14 protein-coding genes are annotated in these 12,612 nt (G+C 67.1%); 7 read left to right on the forward strand and 7 right to left on the reverse strand.

The features are described from left to right. Nucleotides 1-20 precede the first annotated feature (20 nt). The 3 genes from ACTRWB_RS05930 (at nucleotide 21) to trhA (ending at nucleotide 3,122) form a co-directional block, all read left to right on the forward strand. Nucleotides 21-2,099, forward strand: a complete 2,079-nt coding sequence (locus ACTRWB_RS05930) for a carbon starvation CstA family protein (RefSeq protein ID WP_129516027.1) — start codon at nucleotides 21-23, stop codon at nucleotides 2,097-2,099. A 12-nt stretch (nucleotides 2,100-2,111) separates the two neighbouring features. Further along, on the forward strand, nucleotides 2,112-2,318 hold the full coding sequence (locus ACTRWB_RS05935; protein WP_129516026.1) for a YbdD/YjiX family protein: 207 nt from the start codon (nucleotides 2,112-2,114) through the stop codon (nucleotides 2,316-2,318). Nucleotides 2,319-2,501: 183 nt separating this feature from the next. Beyond that, complete coding sequence (trhA, locus tag ACTRWB_RS05940; protein WP_129516025.1) at nucleotides 2,502-3,122, forward strand: PAQR family membrane homeostasis protein TrhA; 621 nt, start codon at nucleotides 2,502-2,504, stop codon at nucleotides 3,120-3,122. 59 nt (nucleotides 3,123-3,181) lie between these two features. Here trhA and ACTRWB_RS05945 read toward each other — a convergent pair whose 3' ends face one another. From ACTRWB_RS05945 to ACTRWB_RS05955, 3 genes are all read right to left on the reverse strand, one after another. Further along, nucleotides 3,182-4,588, reverse strand: a complete 1,407-nt coding sequence (locus ACTRWB_RS05945; RefSeq protein ID WP_446901250.1) for an MFS transporter — start codon at nucleotides 4,586-4,588, stop codon at nucleotides 3,182-3,184. After that, complete coding sequence (locus tag ACTRWB_RS05950) at nucleotides 4,585-5,016, reverse strand: nuclear transport factor 2 family protein (protein WP_446901251.1); 432 nt, start codon at nucleotides 5,014-5,016, stop codon at nucleotides 4,585-4,587. The genes ACTRWB_RS05945 and ACTRWB_RS05950 overlap by 4 nt, the downstream gene beginning before the upstream one ends. A 107-nt stretch (nucleotides 5,017-5,123) precedes the next feature. Next, a complete protein-coding gene (locus ACTRWB_RS05955) occupies nucleotides 5,124-6,260 on the reverse strand; it encodes an FAD-dependent oxidoreductase (protein ID WP_446901252.1) in 1,137 nt (378 codons plus the stop codon). A gap of 65 nt (nucleotides 6,261-6,325) precedes the next feature. Between ACTRWB_RS05955 and ACTRWB_RS05960 the strand changes: the two genes are divergently transcribed. Continuing rightward, nucleotides 6,326-6,790: a MarR family winged helix-turn-helix transcriptional regulator gene (locus tag ACTRWB_RS05960; RefSeq protein WP_446901253.1), complete on the forward strand. Its 465-nt coding sequence runs from the start codon at nucleotides 6,326-6,328 to the stop codon at nucleotides 6,788-6,790. 51 nt (nucleotides 6,791-6,841) lie between these two features. Here ACTRWB_RS05960 and ACTRWB_RS05965 read toward each other — a convergent pair whose 3' ends face one another. Together ACTRWB_RS05965 and ACTRWB_RS05970 are read right to left on the reverse strand one after the other, a co-directional pair. Then, complete coding sequence (locus tag ACTRWB_RS05965) at nucleotides 6,842-7,195, reverse strand: DOPA 4,5-dioxygenase family protein (protein WP_446901254.1); 354 nt, start codon at nucleotides 7,193-7,195, stop codon at nucleotides 6,842-6,844. A gap of 129 nt (nucleotides 7,196-7,324) precedes the next feature. Beyond that, a complete protein-coding gene (locus ACTRWB_RS05970) occupies nucleotides 7,325-7,573 on the reverse strand; it encodes a hypothetical protein (RefSeq protein ID WP_446901255.1) in 249 nt (82 codons plus the stop codon). 113 nt (nucleotides 7,574-7,686) lie between these two features. Here ACTRWB_RS05970 and ACTRWB_RS05975 point away from each other — a divergent pair, with 113 nt between their 5' ends. Together ACTRWB_RS05975 and ACTRWB_RS05980 are read left to right on the forward strand one after the other, a co-directional pair. Next, nucleotides 7,687-8,064: a hypothetical protein gene (locus ACTRWB_RS05975; RefSeq protein WP_446901256.1), complete on the forward strand. Its 378-nt coding sequence runs from the start codon at nucleotides 7,687-7,689 to the stop codon at nucleotides 8,062-8,064. 55 nt (nucleotides 8,065-8,119) lie between these two features. After that, nucleotides 8,120-8,608: a hypothetical protein gene (locus tag ACTRWB_RS05980; RefSeq protein ID WP_446901257.1), complete on the forward strand. Its 489-nt coding sequence runs from the start codon at nucleotides 8,120-8,122 to the stop codon at nucleotides 8,606-8,608. Between the two features lie 213 nt (nucleotides 8,609-8,821). Here ACTRWB_RS05980 and hpnH read toward each other — a convergent pair whose 3' ends face one another. Both hpnH and ispH read right to left on the reverse strand, forming a co-directional pair. Next, nucleotides 8,822-9,982, reverse strand: a complete 1,161-nt coding sequence (hpnH, locus tag ACTRWB_RS05985; protein WP_343491228.1) for an adenosyl-hopene transferase HpnH — start codon at nucleotides 9,980-9,982, stop codon at nucleotides 8,822-8,824. Between the two features lie 12 nt (nucleotides 9,983-9,994). Further along, a complete protein-coding gene (gene ispH, locus ACTRWB_RS05990; RefSeq protein WP_034187635.1) occupies nucleotides 9,995-10,936 on the reverse strand; it encodes a 4-hydroxy-3-methylbut-2-enyl diphosphate reductase in 942 nt (313 codons plus the stop codon). Between the two features lie 396 nt (nucleotides 10,937-11,332). Between ispH and ACTRWB_RS05995 the strand changes: the two genes are divergently transcribed. Then, on the forward strand, nucleotides 11,333-12,520 hold the full coding sequence (locus ACTRWB_RS05995; RefSeq protein WP_419688324.1) for a glycosyltransferase: 1,188 nt from the start codon (nucleotides 11,333-11,335) through the stop codon (nucleotides 12,518-12,520). Nucleotides 12,521-12,612: the final 92 nt, after the last annotated feature.

The raw sequence follows: 12,612 nt of genomic DNA on the forward strand, positions 1-12,612 counted from the left end.
ATTGGAGACCAGGAGACGCCATGAATCGGGCTTCCAGCACCTTGCTTTGGATCGCGGTCGCGCTGCTCGGCGCGTTCTCGTTCGGAACGATCGCACTCGCGCACGGCGAGCGCGTCAGTGCCCTCTGGATCGTGATCGCCGCAGTCTGCGTGTATCTGATCGCGTATCGCTTCTACAGCCGTTTCATCGCCAGCAAGGTGATGCAGCTCGACGGGCTGCGGATGACGCCGGCGGTCAAGTACAACGACGGCCTCGACTACGTGCCGACCAACAAGTACGTGCTGTTCGGCCATCACTTTGCCGCGATCGCCGGCGCGGGGCCGCTCGTCGGGCCCGTGCTCGCCGCGCAGATGGGCTACACGCCCGGCATGCTGTGGATCCTGGCCGGCGTCGTGTTCGCCGGTGCGGTGCAGGACTTCATCGTGCTGTTCATTTCGACGCGCCGCGACGGCCGCTCACTCGGCGACCTCGTCAAGATGGAACTCGGCACGGTGCCCGGCGTGATCGCGCTGTTCGGCGCGTTCCTGATCATGGTGATCATCCTCGCGGTGCTCGCACTGATCGTCGTGAAGGCGCTGACCAATTCGCCGTGGGGCACGTTCACCGTCGCCGCGACGATTCCGATCGCGCTGTTCATGGGTGTCTATACGCGCTACATCCGTCCGGGCCGCATCGGCGAAGTGTCGGTCATCGGCTTCTTCGGGCTGATGGCGGCGATCGCGTTCGGCCAGAACGTTGCCGCGTCGCCGACGCTCGCCGCGTGGTTCACGTTCAGCGGCACGCAACTCACGTGGATCCTGATCGGCTACGGTTTCGTCGCGTCGGTGCTGCCGGTGTGGCTGCTGCTCGCGCCGCGCGACTACCTGTCGACGTTCCTGAAGATCGGCACGATCCTCGGTCTCGCGATCGGCATCCTGGTCGTCGCACCGGAACTGAAGATGCCCGCGCTGACGAAGTTCGTCGACGGCACGGGCCCGGTGTGGGCCGGTAACCTGTTTCCGTTCCTGTTCATCACGATCGCGTGCGGCGCGGTGTCGGGCTTCCACGCGCTGATCTCGTCGGGTACGACGCCGAAGCTGATCGACAACGAAACCAACGCGCGCTTCATCGGTTACGGCGCGATGCTGATGGAATCGTTCGTCGCGATCATGGCGCTGGTCGCCGCCTGCGTGATCGAACCCGGCATCTACTTCGCGATGAACGCGCCGGCCGCCGTGCTCGGCTCGACGCCCGAAGCCGTCGCGAACACCGTCACGCAATGGGGCTTCGTGCTGACGCCGGACATGCTGACGCAGACCGCGAAGGCCGTCGGCGAAACGACGATCATCGCGCGCGCAGGCGGCGCGCCGACGCTGGCCGTCGGCATGGCGCACATCCTGCATCAGGTGATCGGCGGCGAAGCGATGATGGCGTTCTGGTATCACTTCGCGATCCTGTTCGAGGCGCTGTTCATCCTGACGGCGGTCGACGCCGGCACGCGTGCGGGCCGCTTCATGCTGCAGGATCTGCTCGGCACGTTCCACCCGGCGCTCAAGCGCACCGAGTCGCTGCCCGCTAACCTGGTCGCCACCGCGCTGTGCGTGGCCGCGTGGGGCTACTTCCTGTATCAGGGCGTGGTCGATCCGCTCGGCGGCATCAACACGCTGTGGCCGCTGTTCGGCATCTCGAACCAGATGCTCGCCGCGATCGCGCTGGTGCTCGGCACCGTCGTGCTGTTCAAGATGAAGCGCGAGCGTTATGCATGGGTGACGATGGTGCCGACGGCATGGCTGCTGATCTGTACGCTGACGGCCGGCTGGCAGAAGATTTTCGACGCGAACCCGAAGGTCAGCTTCCTCGCGCACGCCGCGAAGCTGCAGGCCGCGGTGGACGAAGGCAAGGTGCTCGCGCCGGCGAAGTCGATCGCGCAGATGAAGCGGATCATCTTCAACGACTACATCGATGCGGCGCTGGCCGGGCTGTTCATCTTCGTCGTCGTGAGCATCGCGGTGTACGGCGTGATCGCCGTGCTGCGTGCGCGCCGCGAGTCGAAGCCGACCGTGCGCGAGACGCCGTACGAAGCGATGCCGGCCGCGCAGGCGCTCGGCAGCGGACGTTAAGGGGAGGCCGCGATGTTCAGCGATCTTGGCGGCGACCTGCGCAACGCGGGGCGTTACCTCGGGCAGGCGTTGCGGCTGATGGTCGGCCTGCCCGACTACGACACCTACGTCGCGCACATGCGCGCGACCCATCCGGACCGTGAGCCGATGACGTACGAGGAATTTTTCCGCGAGCGTCAGAATGCGCGGTACGGGTCGGGGGCCGGAAAGTGTTGCTGAACCGGGCCGGTGAAACGGTTCGGTGATCGATAAGGAAGCGCCGCGATGGATTTCGCGGCGCTTTTTCTTTGGGGGCGGGCGGCGCGCATCGTCGCGCCGTTTGCCGGCGCGCAGCACGGCAAATTCCGGCCGCCGGTATCATAAGGGTTCATTTTTCCCGATGGACCCGCAGGAGAATACGTCGTGCATGTCGGTGAGCGTTTCAACAGCATTTCCCATCTCGTCGGCGCGGTGCTGTCGGTGGCAGGCCTCGTGGCGCTCGTGACGATGGGCGCGCTCGAAGGCGATCCCTACAAGGTGGTGAGCTTCAGCGTGTACGGCGCGATGCTGATCCTGCTCTATGCGATCTCGACGCTGTATCACAGCGTGCGCAATCCGCGCCTGAAAGCGATCCTGCAGAAATGCGACCATTCGGCGATCTACCTGCTGATCGCCGGCAGCTACACGCCGTTTACGCTGGTCACGTTGCGCGGCCCGTGGGGCTGGTCGCTGTTCGGCGTGAGCTGGGGGCTGGCCGCGCTGGGCATCGTGCAGGAACTGACGCTCGGGCGGCGCACGCGCCTGCTGTCGATGATCCTGTACGTGCTGATGGGCTGGCTGGCGCTCGTCGCGGTGCGCCCGCTGATCCACGCATTGCCGCCGGTGGGCACCGCGTGGCTCGTCGCCGGCGGCGTCATCTACAGCGCGGGGATCTACTTCTTCATCAACGACGAACGCATCCGCCACGGGCATGGCATCTGGCACCTTTTCGTGCTGGCCGGCAGCCTGTGCCAGTTCGTCAGCGTCGCGATGTATGTCGCGTGAGCGGAACGCGGCGTTGACTTCGTGACGCGGTTCAACGGGCGCGTCTGCCGAAGCATGCGCTAACGGCGCGCGGCGGTCCGCAGGCGCACAGCCGGTTCGCCGGTTGCCGGCGTCGCCCGCGCCGTGATCCACCATATTGCCGCGGCGAGTGCCGACAATCCGGTCGCCATGGCCAGCGCCGCCCGCATCGCGGCCGGAAACGGCTGCAGCGTCGCGATGCACGCACCGAAGATCGCCACACCGAGCGCCGACCCGCTCTGCCGCGCCGCGTTCAGCGCGGCCGCAGCAATGCCGGCGCGGCGCCGGTCGACGGTCCCGAGCGCGGGCGACGTCGCGGCCGGCGAGATGAATCCCGATGCGAAGCCGATTGCGAGCATCGGCGCGACGGCGAGCCACGCAGGTGTTGTCGCACCCACGGCCGTCATGCCGAGCGCGCCGGCCGCATAGAGCCCGAACGCCGCGCACATCGTGCCGCGTGCGCCAAAGCGCGCCACGAGCCGGCCCGAGCACAGCCCGCCGAGCGCGACCATCGCGGTCATCGGCAGGAACGCGAGCCCCGTGTCGAGCGGGCTCGCGCCGCGAATCTGCCGATAGAACAGGCTGAGCACGAACAGCAAGCCGTAGAACACGAACGCCGACACCATCGACACGAACGTCGACCCCGCGAACAGCCGGTTGCGGAAGAACGCGAGCGGCAGCATCGGCTCGCGGCGCCGCGCTTCGATCGCGATGAATGCGATCCACGCAGCGAGGCTCGTCACGGCCCCGCCGACGATCGGCGCCGAGCGCCAGCCGAGCGACGGGCCTTCGATCAGCGTGCCGATCAGCGCCGCGATCGCGACGATGCCCGCCGCCTGGCCGCTCCAGTCGAAATGCCGCGATGCGTCGACGGCGGCGCGCGCGATCGTGCGGCCGAGCCAGATGCCGGCGAGCCCGAGCGGCAGGTTCACGAAGAAGATGCTGCGCCACCCGAACAGATGGATCAGCAGGCCGCCGATCAGCGGGCCCGACGCCATCGCGATGCCGCCGCAGCCCATCCAGATGCTGATCGCCGACGTGCGCGCGGCCGGTTCGGGGAACGCGCGGTTGATCAGCGCGAGCGAGCAGGGCACCAGCATCGCGCTGCCGACGCCTTGCAACGCGCGCGCGATCGCGAGCGCCGGGAGGGTCGGCGCGACGCCGCACAGTACCGACGCGGCGACGAATACGGCCAGTCCCGCGACATAGACGGTGCGGTCGCCTAGCCGGTCGCCGAGCGTGCCGCCCGTCATCAGCAGGCTGGCGAACGCGAGCGTGTACGCGTTCACGATCCACTGCAGGCCGGCCACGCGGCTGCCGAACGTGTGCGCGATGTCGGTGAGCCCGACGTTGACGATGGACGCGTCGAGCAGCACGAGCGTGTAGCTCACGCAGGTCGCGGCGAGCACGCGACGGGCCACGGCCCGGTTCGGCACGGCGGCCGTCATGCGCGGTCCGGCGCCGGCGTGGCGGCCTGCAGCGCGAGAAAACCGACCCATCCCCAATACACGCGATGATGAACGATCAGCCCGTCGCGGAGATCCATCACCTCGACGAGATCGACCTGATCGCCTTCCGGCGTTTCGCGCGGATATTCCCACGTGAGCTGGCGGCCGTTCGAGAAGAACAATCCGGTCCGGTACCAGCGTCCGAGCTTGTTGCCCGGATTGCGCAGGCCGGCCGCGAAGAACTCGCCGATCGCGGCCTTGCCGCGCAGCACGCCGGAGCCGTGCGCGGGTAGCGCGACGACGACGAGCGGCGTTTCGAGCACCGCGTCGTCGGCGTACAGCGACATCAGCGCATCGAGGTCGCGTGCGACGACGGCGGCGTGCCAGCCTTCATGTATGCGCCGGGCATCGGCGTCGGTGTGTGTCATGGCGGGTTCCCTGCAGCGTCGATAACGGAACCCACTGTATGGGCGCGACGCCGGGGGACGTTTCACGTCAGCCCGAAACGTCGATGTCGACGCGCGGCGCGCGCCGCTCAAGCCGCGTGCAGGTCGCGATACCGCGCGAGGGTCAGTGCCTCGGCATCGTGCGAAAGCTGGATCGCGGCGGCATCGGCGGCCTCCCGCGCCGATTCGGTCACGCGCGCGAACATCCGCTGCTCGAAGGCGGCAACGGCCGCGTTGCGGTCGGCATCGGCGATGAGGCCGGCCGCGAGTTCGGTCGCGTCGCGCATCGCATTGTTCACGCCTTCGCCGCCGAACGGCGACATCACGTGGGCGGCGTCGCCGATCAGCGTGACGCCGCGGCGATGCGCCCAGCAATGACCGACCGGCAGCGCGAAGATCGGCCGCTCGGCGAAGCGGTCGCCGCTGGCGCGGAACAGGTCGTGGATGGTGTCGGCGAAACCGTCGAATTCGGCGATCAGCGCGGCGCGCATCGCATCGGGTGCCGCGAAGTCGAAACGCCGCGCGACCCAGTCGAGCGGCACGCGAAAGATCGCATAACCACGCACGTGCGCGTGCCCGTTGCGTTGCGCGATGATCGCCTTGCCGTTGCCGTGCACGCCGATCTTGCCGCGGCCGACGAGCCGCGACAGCGCGGGATGTTGCCGATCGATGTCGTCGATGCCGAATTCGATGAACGTGAGGCCGCTGTACTGCGGCTGATACGGCGACAGCAGCGGACGGATGCGCGACCACGCGCCGTCGGCGCCGACCACGAGATCGAACGGGCCTTCCGTCCCGTGCTCGAACGCCAGCATTGCCCGCCCGTCGGGCAGCATGCCGACGTCGCGCACCGTGCGGCCCCAGTGCACGCAGCCCGGCGGCAATGCGTCGAGCAGCAGCGCGCGCAACGCGGTCCGGTCGACCTCGGGCCGGTTGCCGCCGGTGCCGTCGTCGTCGAACAGCACACGGCCCGCGCGATCGAGCAGGCGCGAGCCCTGATCCTCGTAGCGCGCGACGGCCAGGAACGCGTCGGTCAGGCCGGCCTGACCGAGCGCCAGCAGGCCCGACTCCTCGTGCAGGTCCAGCGTGCCGCCCTGAGGGCGCTCGAGCGGGTGGGCGTCGCGTTCGTACACGATCGCGTCGATTCCGCCCAGCGTCAGCAGGCGGGCGAGCGTCAGGCCGCCAGGCCCGCCCCCGACGATGGCAACACGAAAGCGCGTATTCATGGTTCGCTCACGATCTGATAACATAGGTGCCTATATAAAAACATAGCCTCCTATGGAATGTCAACATGAGCGACGCTGACACGAAGACGAATCCGTTGCCGCTGGTCGGCATCACTTACCGGCTGTTCACGCGCGTGGTCGACCGGCCGCTGCGCGACCTGGGCTTCGCGGTGAGCCAGTTGCCGGTGCTGGTGTCGTTGAAGAAGGCGGGCGCGCTGTCGCAGACGGAGCTCGCGCGGCGCGCGCAGGTCGAGCAGCCGAGCATGGCGCAGCTGCTGAACCGGATGGAGCGCGATGGTCTCGTGCTGCGGGTGCCCGATCCGGACGACCGGCGCAGCCGGCTGATTTCGCTGACCGATTCGGCGTCGAAGGGGCTCGCCAGCGGGCGGGCCGTGATGGAAGGTGCGAGTGAACAGGCGCTCGCCGGGTTGAGCGACGCGGAGCGCGATCAGCTCGCGGCGTTGCTCGGACGCGTGAATGCGAATCTCGAACGGATGGTCGGCAACGCGCGCGCGAACGACATCGAGTGATCGCGGGCGGCGGTTGCATCGCCGTCGTTGAACACAGGTTTTCTCCGTCGCTTATCCGGCCAGCGCGTCGAGATTCAACGCATACGACTTCCCGATCCACACGGCGCAGTCGCGATGGTCGCCCAGATCGTCGCCGGTATTCGGATGCAGGAAGATATCGAGCGCGCCGTGGTTCAGCACGAGCCACGGCACGATCTCGTCGAATCGCGCGGCGTCGAACGCGATCTGGTACGACCATGCCGGATGCGGGCCGACGGGGCGTTCGTGAAAGCGGCCGAGCTTGATGACCGCGCCGAACCGTTCGTCGACGACCTGGCGAAACGCCCAGGCCGCGTCGCGGCTGGCCGCATCGAAATAAACGTGCGCGTGCCAACTGTCGATGGCGGTGGTGTCGAGGGCAGCCATGGAAGGACTCGATAAAAAAGGGGAATGCATGAGGTGCCGTGCGAAACGGCCGATGCGTGATTATCGCGCGTCCTTGCCGCGTGCGTCGTGTCGCAATCCGGCAATCCGAAACGAATGATTTGTCCTGTATCAGAAGAACGATTTATCCGATGTAACCGTACCCGTGATATCCGCATGCGCGATATCACGCCGGAAGCCGCGCCGGCAGGTGCACTGGCCGGCGTGGCACAGGCAACACGTCATTTCGGAAATTGAAAAAGCGGTGTGCGCGCCGCTTCGGATCGCCGGAAAAAATGCGATCAGGGTGTTGAATGAAATAAAGAAATTCCAGTTCGGCGGGATTGGCGAATCACGCGGCTCGCGCACCGAATGACACATCCGAAAATATCAATTGCAGAATCGGCTATTCAAGTGGAATGCGCCGCGACATACGATGGTTTCAACGCATCGACGCCCACGATCGATGCGGGGACAACCATCTGGAGGCCACTATGCGATCCCTCGTTCCCGTTGCTGTTCTTTCCTGCGCACTCGTTGCGCTGCCCGCCGTCAGCTTTGCGCAGTCGGCCGGTGCCGACTGGGCACCGAATGCCGCGCGGCTGAGCTGGTCGGCGGCGCGCGCCGAAACCGACGCGCAACTGATGCAGATGACGCGTGCCGGCTATCGCGCGACGACGGCCGGCAACCAGGACTATCCGCTCGCGATGCAGCGTGCGCTCGAGCGTGTCCGGAATCCGGCGCCTGACCGGTCGCGCGAGGAGCGGGCCGCGATGGAAGCGCGCGCCGCGCGCGACGCGCAGGGCGGCCATCCGGTCAAGGCGTTCTTCGTGAAGACCGCGTACTACCTGAAGGGCGAGAACACGTTCTGATGCAGGAGACGAGCATGCGTTGCCAGATCCGATTCGCCGCAAGCGGGCGCGACTCATGAAGGCCACCCGGAAAAACCGTCGCCACGTGCCGCTGACGCGCGAGTGGCTGTTGCCGTTGCCGCCCGCGCATGTACGCGACATCTCGCTGAAATGCCACATGGCGCTCGTCGCGCTGCGCGGCGAGCACGGCAACGAGGCGCTGCTGATGCGCTTGCGCACCAGCGTCTATCTGGTGTTCCTGGCGCTCGACGATGCGGTGTGCCCGGAGGTGAGCATCGACCTGTGCGTCGACGCGGAGCGCGCGCTCGATGCGAGCGTGGCACGCGCGGCGCAAAGCGGCGCATGGGCGCTGCGCGACGACGAGTGCACGGTGCTCGAACGCGTGCTCGCGGCAAACGACACCTGTGTCGCGACGCTCACGCGGCATCGGCTGGCCGAGCTGTGGGGTCACGTCTGCACGTTCGCGTCGAGCGGCCAACCGGCGCTCGTGGCGGGCGCGGCGGAGAAGATGCGCCCGCACGCAGCCGAATCGCTGGCCGCGTAGCATCGCGCCGGTTTCGCAGGGAGGATGGAGGAGACAGGGCCGGCCGCACCGGCGCGGCCGAGCAATCGCGCGTCTTCGGCGATTGCACGACCGTCGCGGCAACACGGCAACGGCGAAACACGGCCCAAAACAAAAGCGCCACGGAGCGAACTCCGTGGCGCTTCATTCATGCTCGCGGGCGCGGAGGCTGGGCCCCCGCGTGGCGAAACGCGCTTAAGCGGCCGTTGCCGGCTTCGCCGGCTTCTGCAGCTTGCCCTTGCCGGCGCGCTGGATTTCCTCGAGCTTGATCTCGACGTGGCGCGAGAACACGTACTCGGCCGGACGCTGCTTCGCGATCGAGATGTCCGGTGCGAACGCGCCGTCGGTCCTGATGCCCTTGCGGCTCACTTTCAGCGCCTTCAGCGGGTGCGCGATCGTGTCCATCACGGCGGTGGCCTCGAAGCCGCAGTGGACCATGCAGTCCGCGCACTTCTCGTAGTTGCCGACGCCGTAGTTGTCCCACTCGGTCGTTTCCATCAGTTCCTTGAAGGTCTTCACGTAACCTTCGCCGACCAGGTAGCACGGCTTCTGCCAGCCGAACACCGTACGCGCCGGGTTGCCCCACGGCGTGCACTTGTACGTCTGGTTGCCGGCCAGGAAGTCGAGGAACAGCGACGACTGGCTGAACGACCAGCGCTTGCCGCCTTCGCCGCGCTTCAGGATCTCGCGGAACAGGTTCTTCGTCTTGTCGCGGTTCAGGAAGTGCTGCTGATCCGGCGCGCGCTCGTATGCGTAGCCCGGCGACACCGTGATGCCGTCGACGCCGATCGGCCCCAGCGTGTCGAAGAACTTCGCGACGCGCTCGGGCACTGCATCGTTGAACAGCGTGCAGTTGATGTTCACGCGGAAACCGCGGCGCTTCGCTTCCTTGATCGCCGCGACGGCCTTGTCGTACACGCCTTCCTGCGACACCGAGTGATCGTGCGCCTGCTGGTCGCCGTCGAGGTGAACCGACCAGACGAAATACGGGCTCGGCTCGTAGTCGTCCATCTTCTTTTCCATCAGCAGCGCGTTCGTGCACAGGTACACGAACTTCTTGCGCTTCATGATGCCCTTGACGATTTCCGGCATCTCCTTGTGGAGCAGCGGTTCGCCACCGGCGATCGACACGACGGGCGCGCCGCACTCGTCGACGGCCTGCAGGCATTCCTCGATGGACAGACGCTGGTTCAGGATCGGATCCGGATAATCGATCTTGCCGCAGCCGTTGCACGCGAGGTTGCAGCGGAACAGCGGCTCGAGCATCAGCGCGAGCGGATAGCGTTTGTTGCCGGACAGGTGCTGGCGCACGATGTATGCGCCGACACGGACTTGCTGGAGCAGCGGAATAGACAAGGGATGTCCTCCTTAAACTTCGCGGGCGACAGCTTGCGTGAGCTTCGCCGGCAGCTTGAATTCGACTTTTTCCTCACGGCCCGCCATCGTCGCGACATCGACGGGCCCCAGCGCGCGCAGCGCGCCGATTACATCCTCGACCATCTCTTCGGGCGCCGACGCGCCGGCTGTCAGGCCGACCGTCTGCACACCCGCGAACCATTCGGCTTTCACTTCCGAGCCGTCGGCGACGAGATAGCTCGGCACACCGCTTTCGGTGCCGATCTCGCGCAGGCGGTTCGAGTTCGAGCTGTTCGTCGCGCCGACGACGAGCAGCACGTCAACCTGTTCGCTCAGCTCGCGTACGGCGGCCTGGCGATTCTGCGTTGCGTAGCAGATGTCACGCGTGTCCGGGCCGACGATGTCGGTGAACCGGCGCTGCAGCGCTTCGATGATGCCGCGCGTATCGTCGACCGACAGCGTGGTCTGCGTGATGTACGCGACCGGCGTATCGACCGGCAGCGTCAGCGTATCGACTTCCGCTTCGCTCTGCACGAGGATCACCTCGGCCGGAATCTGGCCGATCGTACCCTCGACTTCCGGGTGGCCCGCATGACCGATCAGGATCAGCCGGCGGCCCGCCGCGACATACTGGCGGCCCTGCACGTGCACCTTCGTGACGAGCGGACAGGTCGCGTCGAGCACGTCGAGCCCGCGCGTTTCCGCGTCGCGCTCGACCGTCTGGGCGACACCGTGCGCGCTGAAGATCGCGACAGCGCCGTGCGGCACCTCGTCGAGTTCCTCAACGAATCGTGCCCCTTTATTTCGCAGATTTTCAACGACATGCCGGTTATGAACGATCTCATGACGTACATAGACCGGCGCGCCGTGCTGTTGCAGCGCGCGATCGACGATCTCGATCGCACGGACAACCCCCGCACAAAAGCCGCGGGGCTGGGCAAGGATGACTCGCATAGGTGAGCGAACTCCGACGACAGACGCCGGGGTTCGAGGAGCTGGCACAGCTCGATCGCCCCGGCTTGAAGTTATGAAGGCAGGAACGAACCGGCTACGCCAGGCCCCGGAACCCCGAATTAATCGCGCATTTTAACCCTATCGGGAAGTCCTTGCTCTGGTGCCGTGTCGGCCGTGTTGCAATTGCGGGATAGCCGCGTCGGCGCTGGCGCGCGCGGAACCCAGTAAACTACGCGGTTTCGCGGGCTGCCGCTCCGGCTGCCCGGCGTCGCGCTCATTTCAAGGCCATTCGATGACCGTCGATTCTTACGCGTATTGCCCGGCCGCCCGTGCGGCTGCAGGCGCTTTGTTCCTGACCCCTATTAAACCTGCCGACGTCCGGCCGGAGGCATACCGATGATGCTGGTGCTCGCATTCCTGGTGTCCGGCCTGTCGCTGATGATCTGGATCGTGTTGCTCGTCGCGCGCGGCGGCTTCTGGCGCGCGGTACCCGCGCGGCCGCTGCCGCCCGACGCGCGCGGCGCCGCGGCCGAGGCCGGCTGGCCGGCCGTCGTCGCGGTCGTGCCGGCGCGCAACGAGGCCGACGTGATCGCCCGCGCGGCGACTTCGCTGCTCGAGCAGGATTATTCCGGCAATTTTCATCTGATCATTGTCGACGACCACAGCGACGACGGCACCGCCGATGCGGCCCGCGCGGCCGCGCTCGCGATCAACCGCGCCGACCGGCTGACGGTGCTGGCCGCGAAGCCGCTGCCGGCCGGCTGGTCGGGCAAGGTGTGGGCGCAGTCGCAGGGGATCGCCGCGGTGCAGACGCTCGGCCTGCCGGCCGACTACCTGCTGCTGACGGATGCCGACATCGGCCATCCGCCCGACGCCGTCGCGCAGCTCGTCACGCGCGCACAGGCCGAGAACCGCGATCTCGTGTCGCTGATGGTGCGGCTGCGCTGCGATTCGTTCTGGGAAAAGGCGCTGATCCCGGCGTTCGTGTTCTTCTTCGCGAAGCTGTACCCGTTCTCGTGGATCAACAACCCGCGCAACCGGACGGCCGGCGCGGCCGGCGGCTGCATGCTCGTGAAGCGCACGGCGCTCGAGGAAGCGGGCGGCATCGAGTCGATCCGCGGCGCGCTGATCGACGACTGCAGCCTCGCCGCGCAGATCAAGCATCGCGGCGACGGCCGCCATCCGATCCGGCTCGACCTGGCCGACCGCAGCGTGTCGCTGCGCCCGTACGACAGCTGGCGCGACATCTGGAACATGATCGCGCGCACCGCGTTCACGCAGCTGCATTATTCGCCGCTGCTGCTGGCCGGCACGCTGCTCGGGATGACGATCATCTATCTCGTGCCGCCCGTCGCGGCGCTCGCGTACGGCGCGCGCGCGTGGCCGGCGTGGCTCGCGTGGGCGTCGATGTGCGCCGCGTATGCGCCGATGCTGCGCTACTACCGGCGCTCGCCGCTGTGGGCGCCCGCGCTGCCGCTCGTCGCGCTGTTCTACGTCGGCGCGACGTTCGCGTCCGCGTGGCGCTACTGGCGCGGCAAGGGCGGCCAGTGGAAGGCGCGCGTGCAGGCGCCGGTGGATCGCTGAGCGTTTCGCGCGCCGCCGGCGCGCGTTCCGGCAGCCGGAAAGCAAACAGCCCGATCGGTGGAAACCGGTCGGGCTGTTTCGTTTTCGGCGCC

This window comes from Burkholderia sp. YIM B11467, from assembly GCF_052952715.1.

What these genes read in the sequence shown, in the direction of transcription:
- ACTRWB_RS05930 (WP_129516027.1), top strand. Translation starts at nt 21, where the DNA reads ATGAATCGGGCTTCCAGCACCTTGCTTTGGATCGCGGTCGCGCTGCTC.
- ACTRWB_RS05935 (WP_129516026.1), top strand. Translation starts at nt 2,112, where the DNA reads ATGTTCAGCGATCTTGGCGGCGACCTGCGCAACGCGGGGCGTTACCTC.
- ACTRWB_RS05945 (WP_446901250.1), bottom strand. Translation starts at nt 4,588, where the DNA reads ATGACGGCCGCCGTGCCGAACCGGGCCGTGGCCCGTCGCGTGCTCGCC.
- ACTRWB_RS05950 (WP_446901251.1), bottom strand. Translation starts at nt 5,016, where the DNA reads ATGACACACACCGACGCCGATGCCCGGCGCATACATGAAGGCTGGCAC.
- ACTRWB_RS05955 (WP_446901252.1), bottom strand. Translation starts at nt 6,260, where the DNA reads ATGAATACGCGCTTTCGTGTTGCCATCGTCGGGGGCGGGCCTGGCGGC.
- ACTRWB_RS05960 (WP_446901253.1), top strand. Translation starts at nt 6,326, where the DNA reads ATGAGCGACGCTGACACGAAGACGAATCCGTTGCCGCTGGTCGGCATC.
- ACTRWB_RS05965 (WP_446901254.1), bottom strand. Translation starts at nt 7,195, where the DNA reads ATGGCTGCCCTCGACACCACCGCCATCGACAGTTGGCACGCGCACGTT.
- ACTRWB_RS05970 (WP_446901255.1), bottom strand. Translation starts at nt 7,573, where the DNA reads ATGTGTCATTCGGTGCGCGAGCCGCGTGATTCGCCAATCCCGCCGAAC.
- ACTRWB_RS05975 (WP_446901256.1), top strand. Translation starts at nt 7,687, where the DNA reads ATGCGATCCCTCGTTCCCGTTGCTGTTCTTTCCTGCGCACTCGTTGCG.
- ACTRWB_RS05980 (WP_446901257.1), top strand. Translation starts at nt 8,120, where the DNA reads ATGAAGGCCACCCGGAAAAACCGTCGCCACGTGCCGCTGACGCGCGAG.
- ispH (WP_034187635.1), bottom strand. Translation starts at nt 10,936, where the DNA reads ATGCGAGTCATCCTTGCCCAGCCCCGCGGCTTTTGTGCGGGGGTTGTC.
- ACTRWB_RS05995 (WP_419688324.1), top strand. Translation starts at nt 11,333, where the DNA reads ATGATGCTGGTGCTCGCATTCCTGGTGTCCGGCCTGTCGCTGATGATC.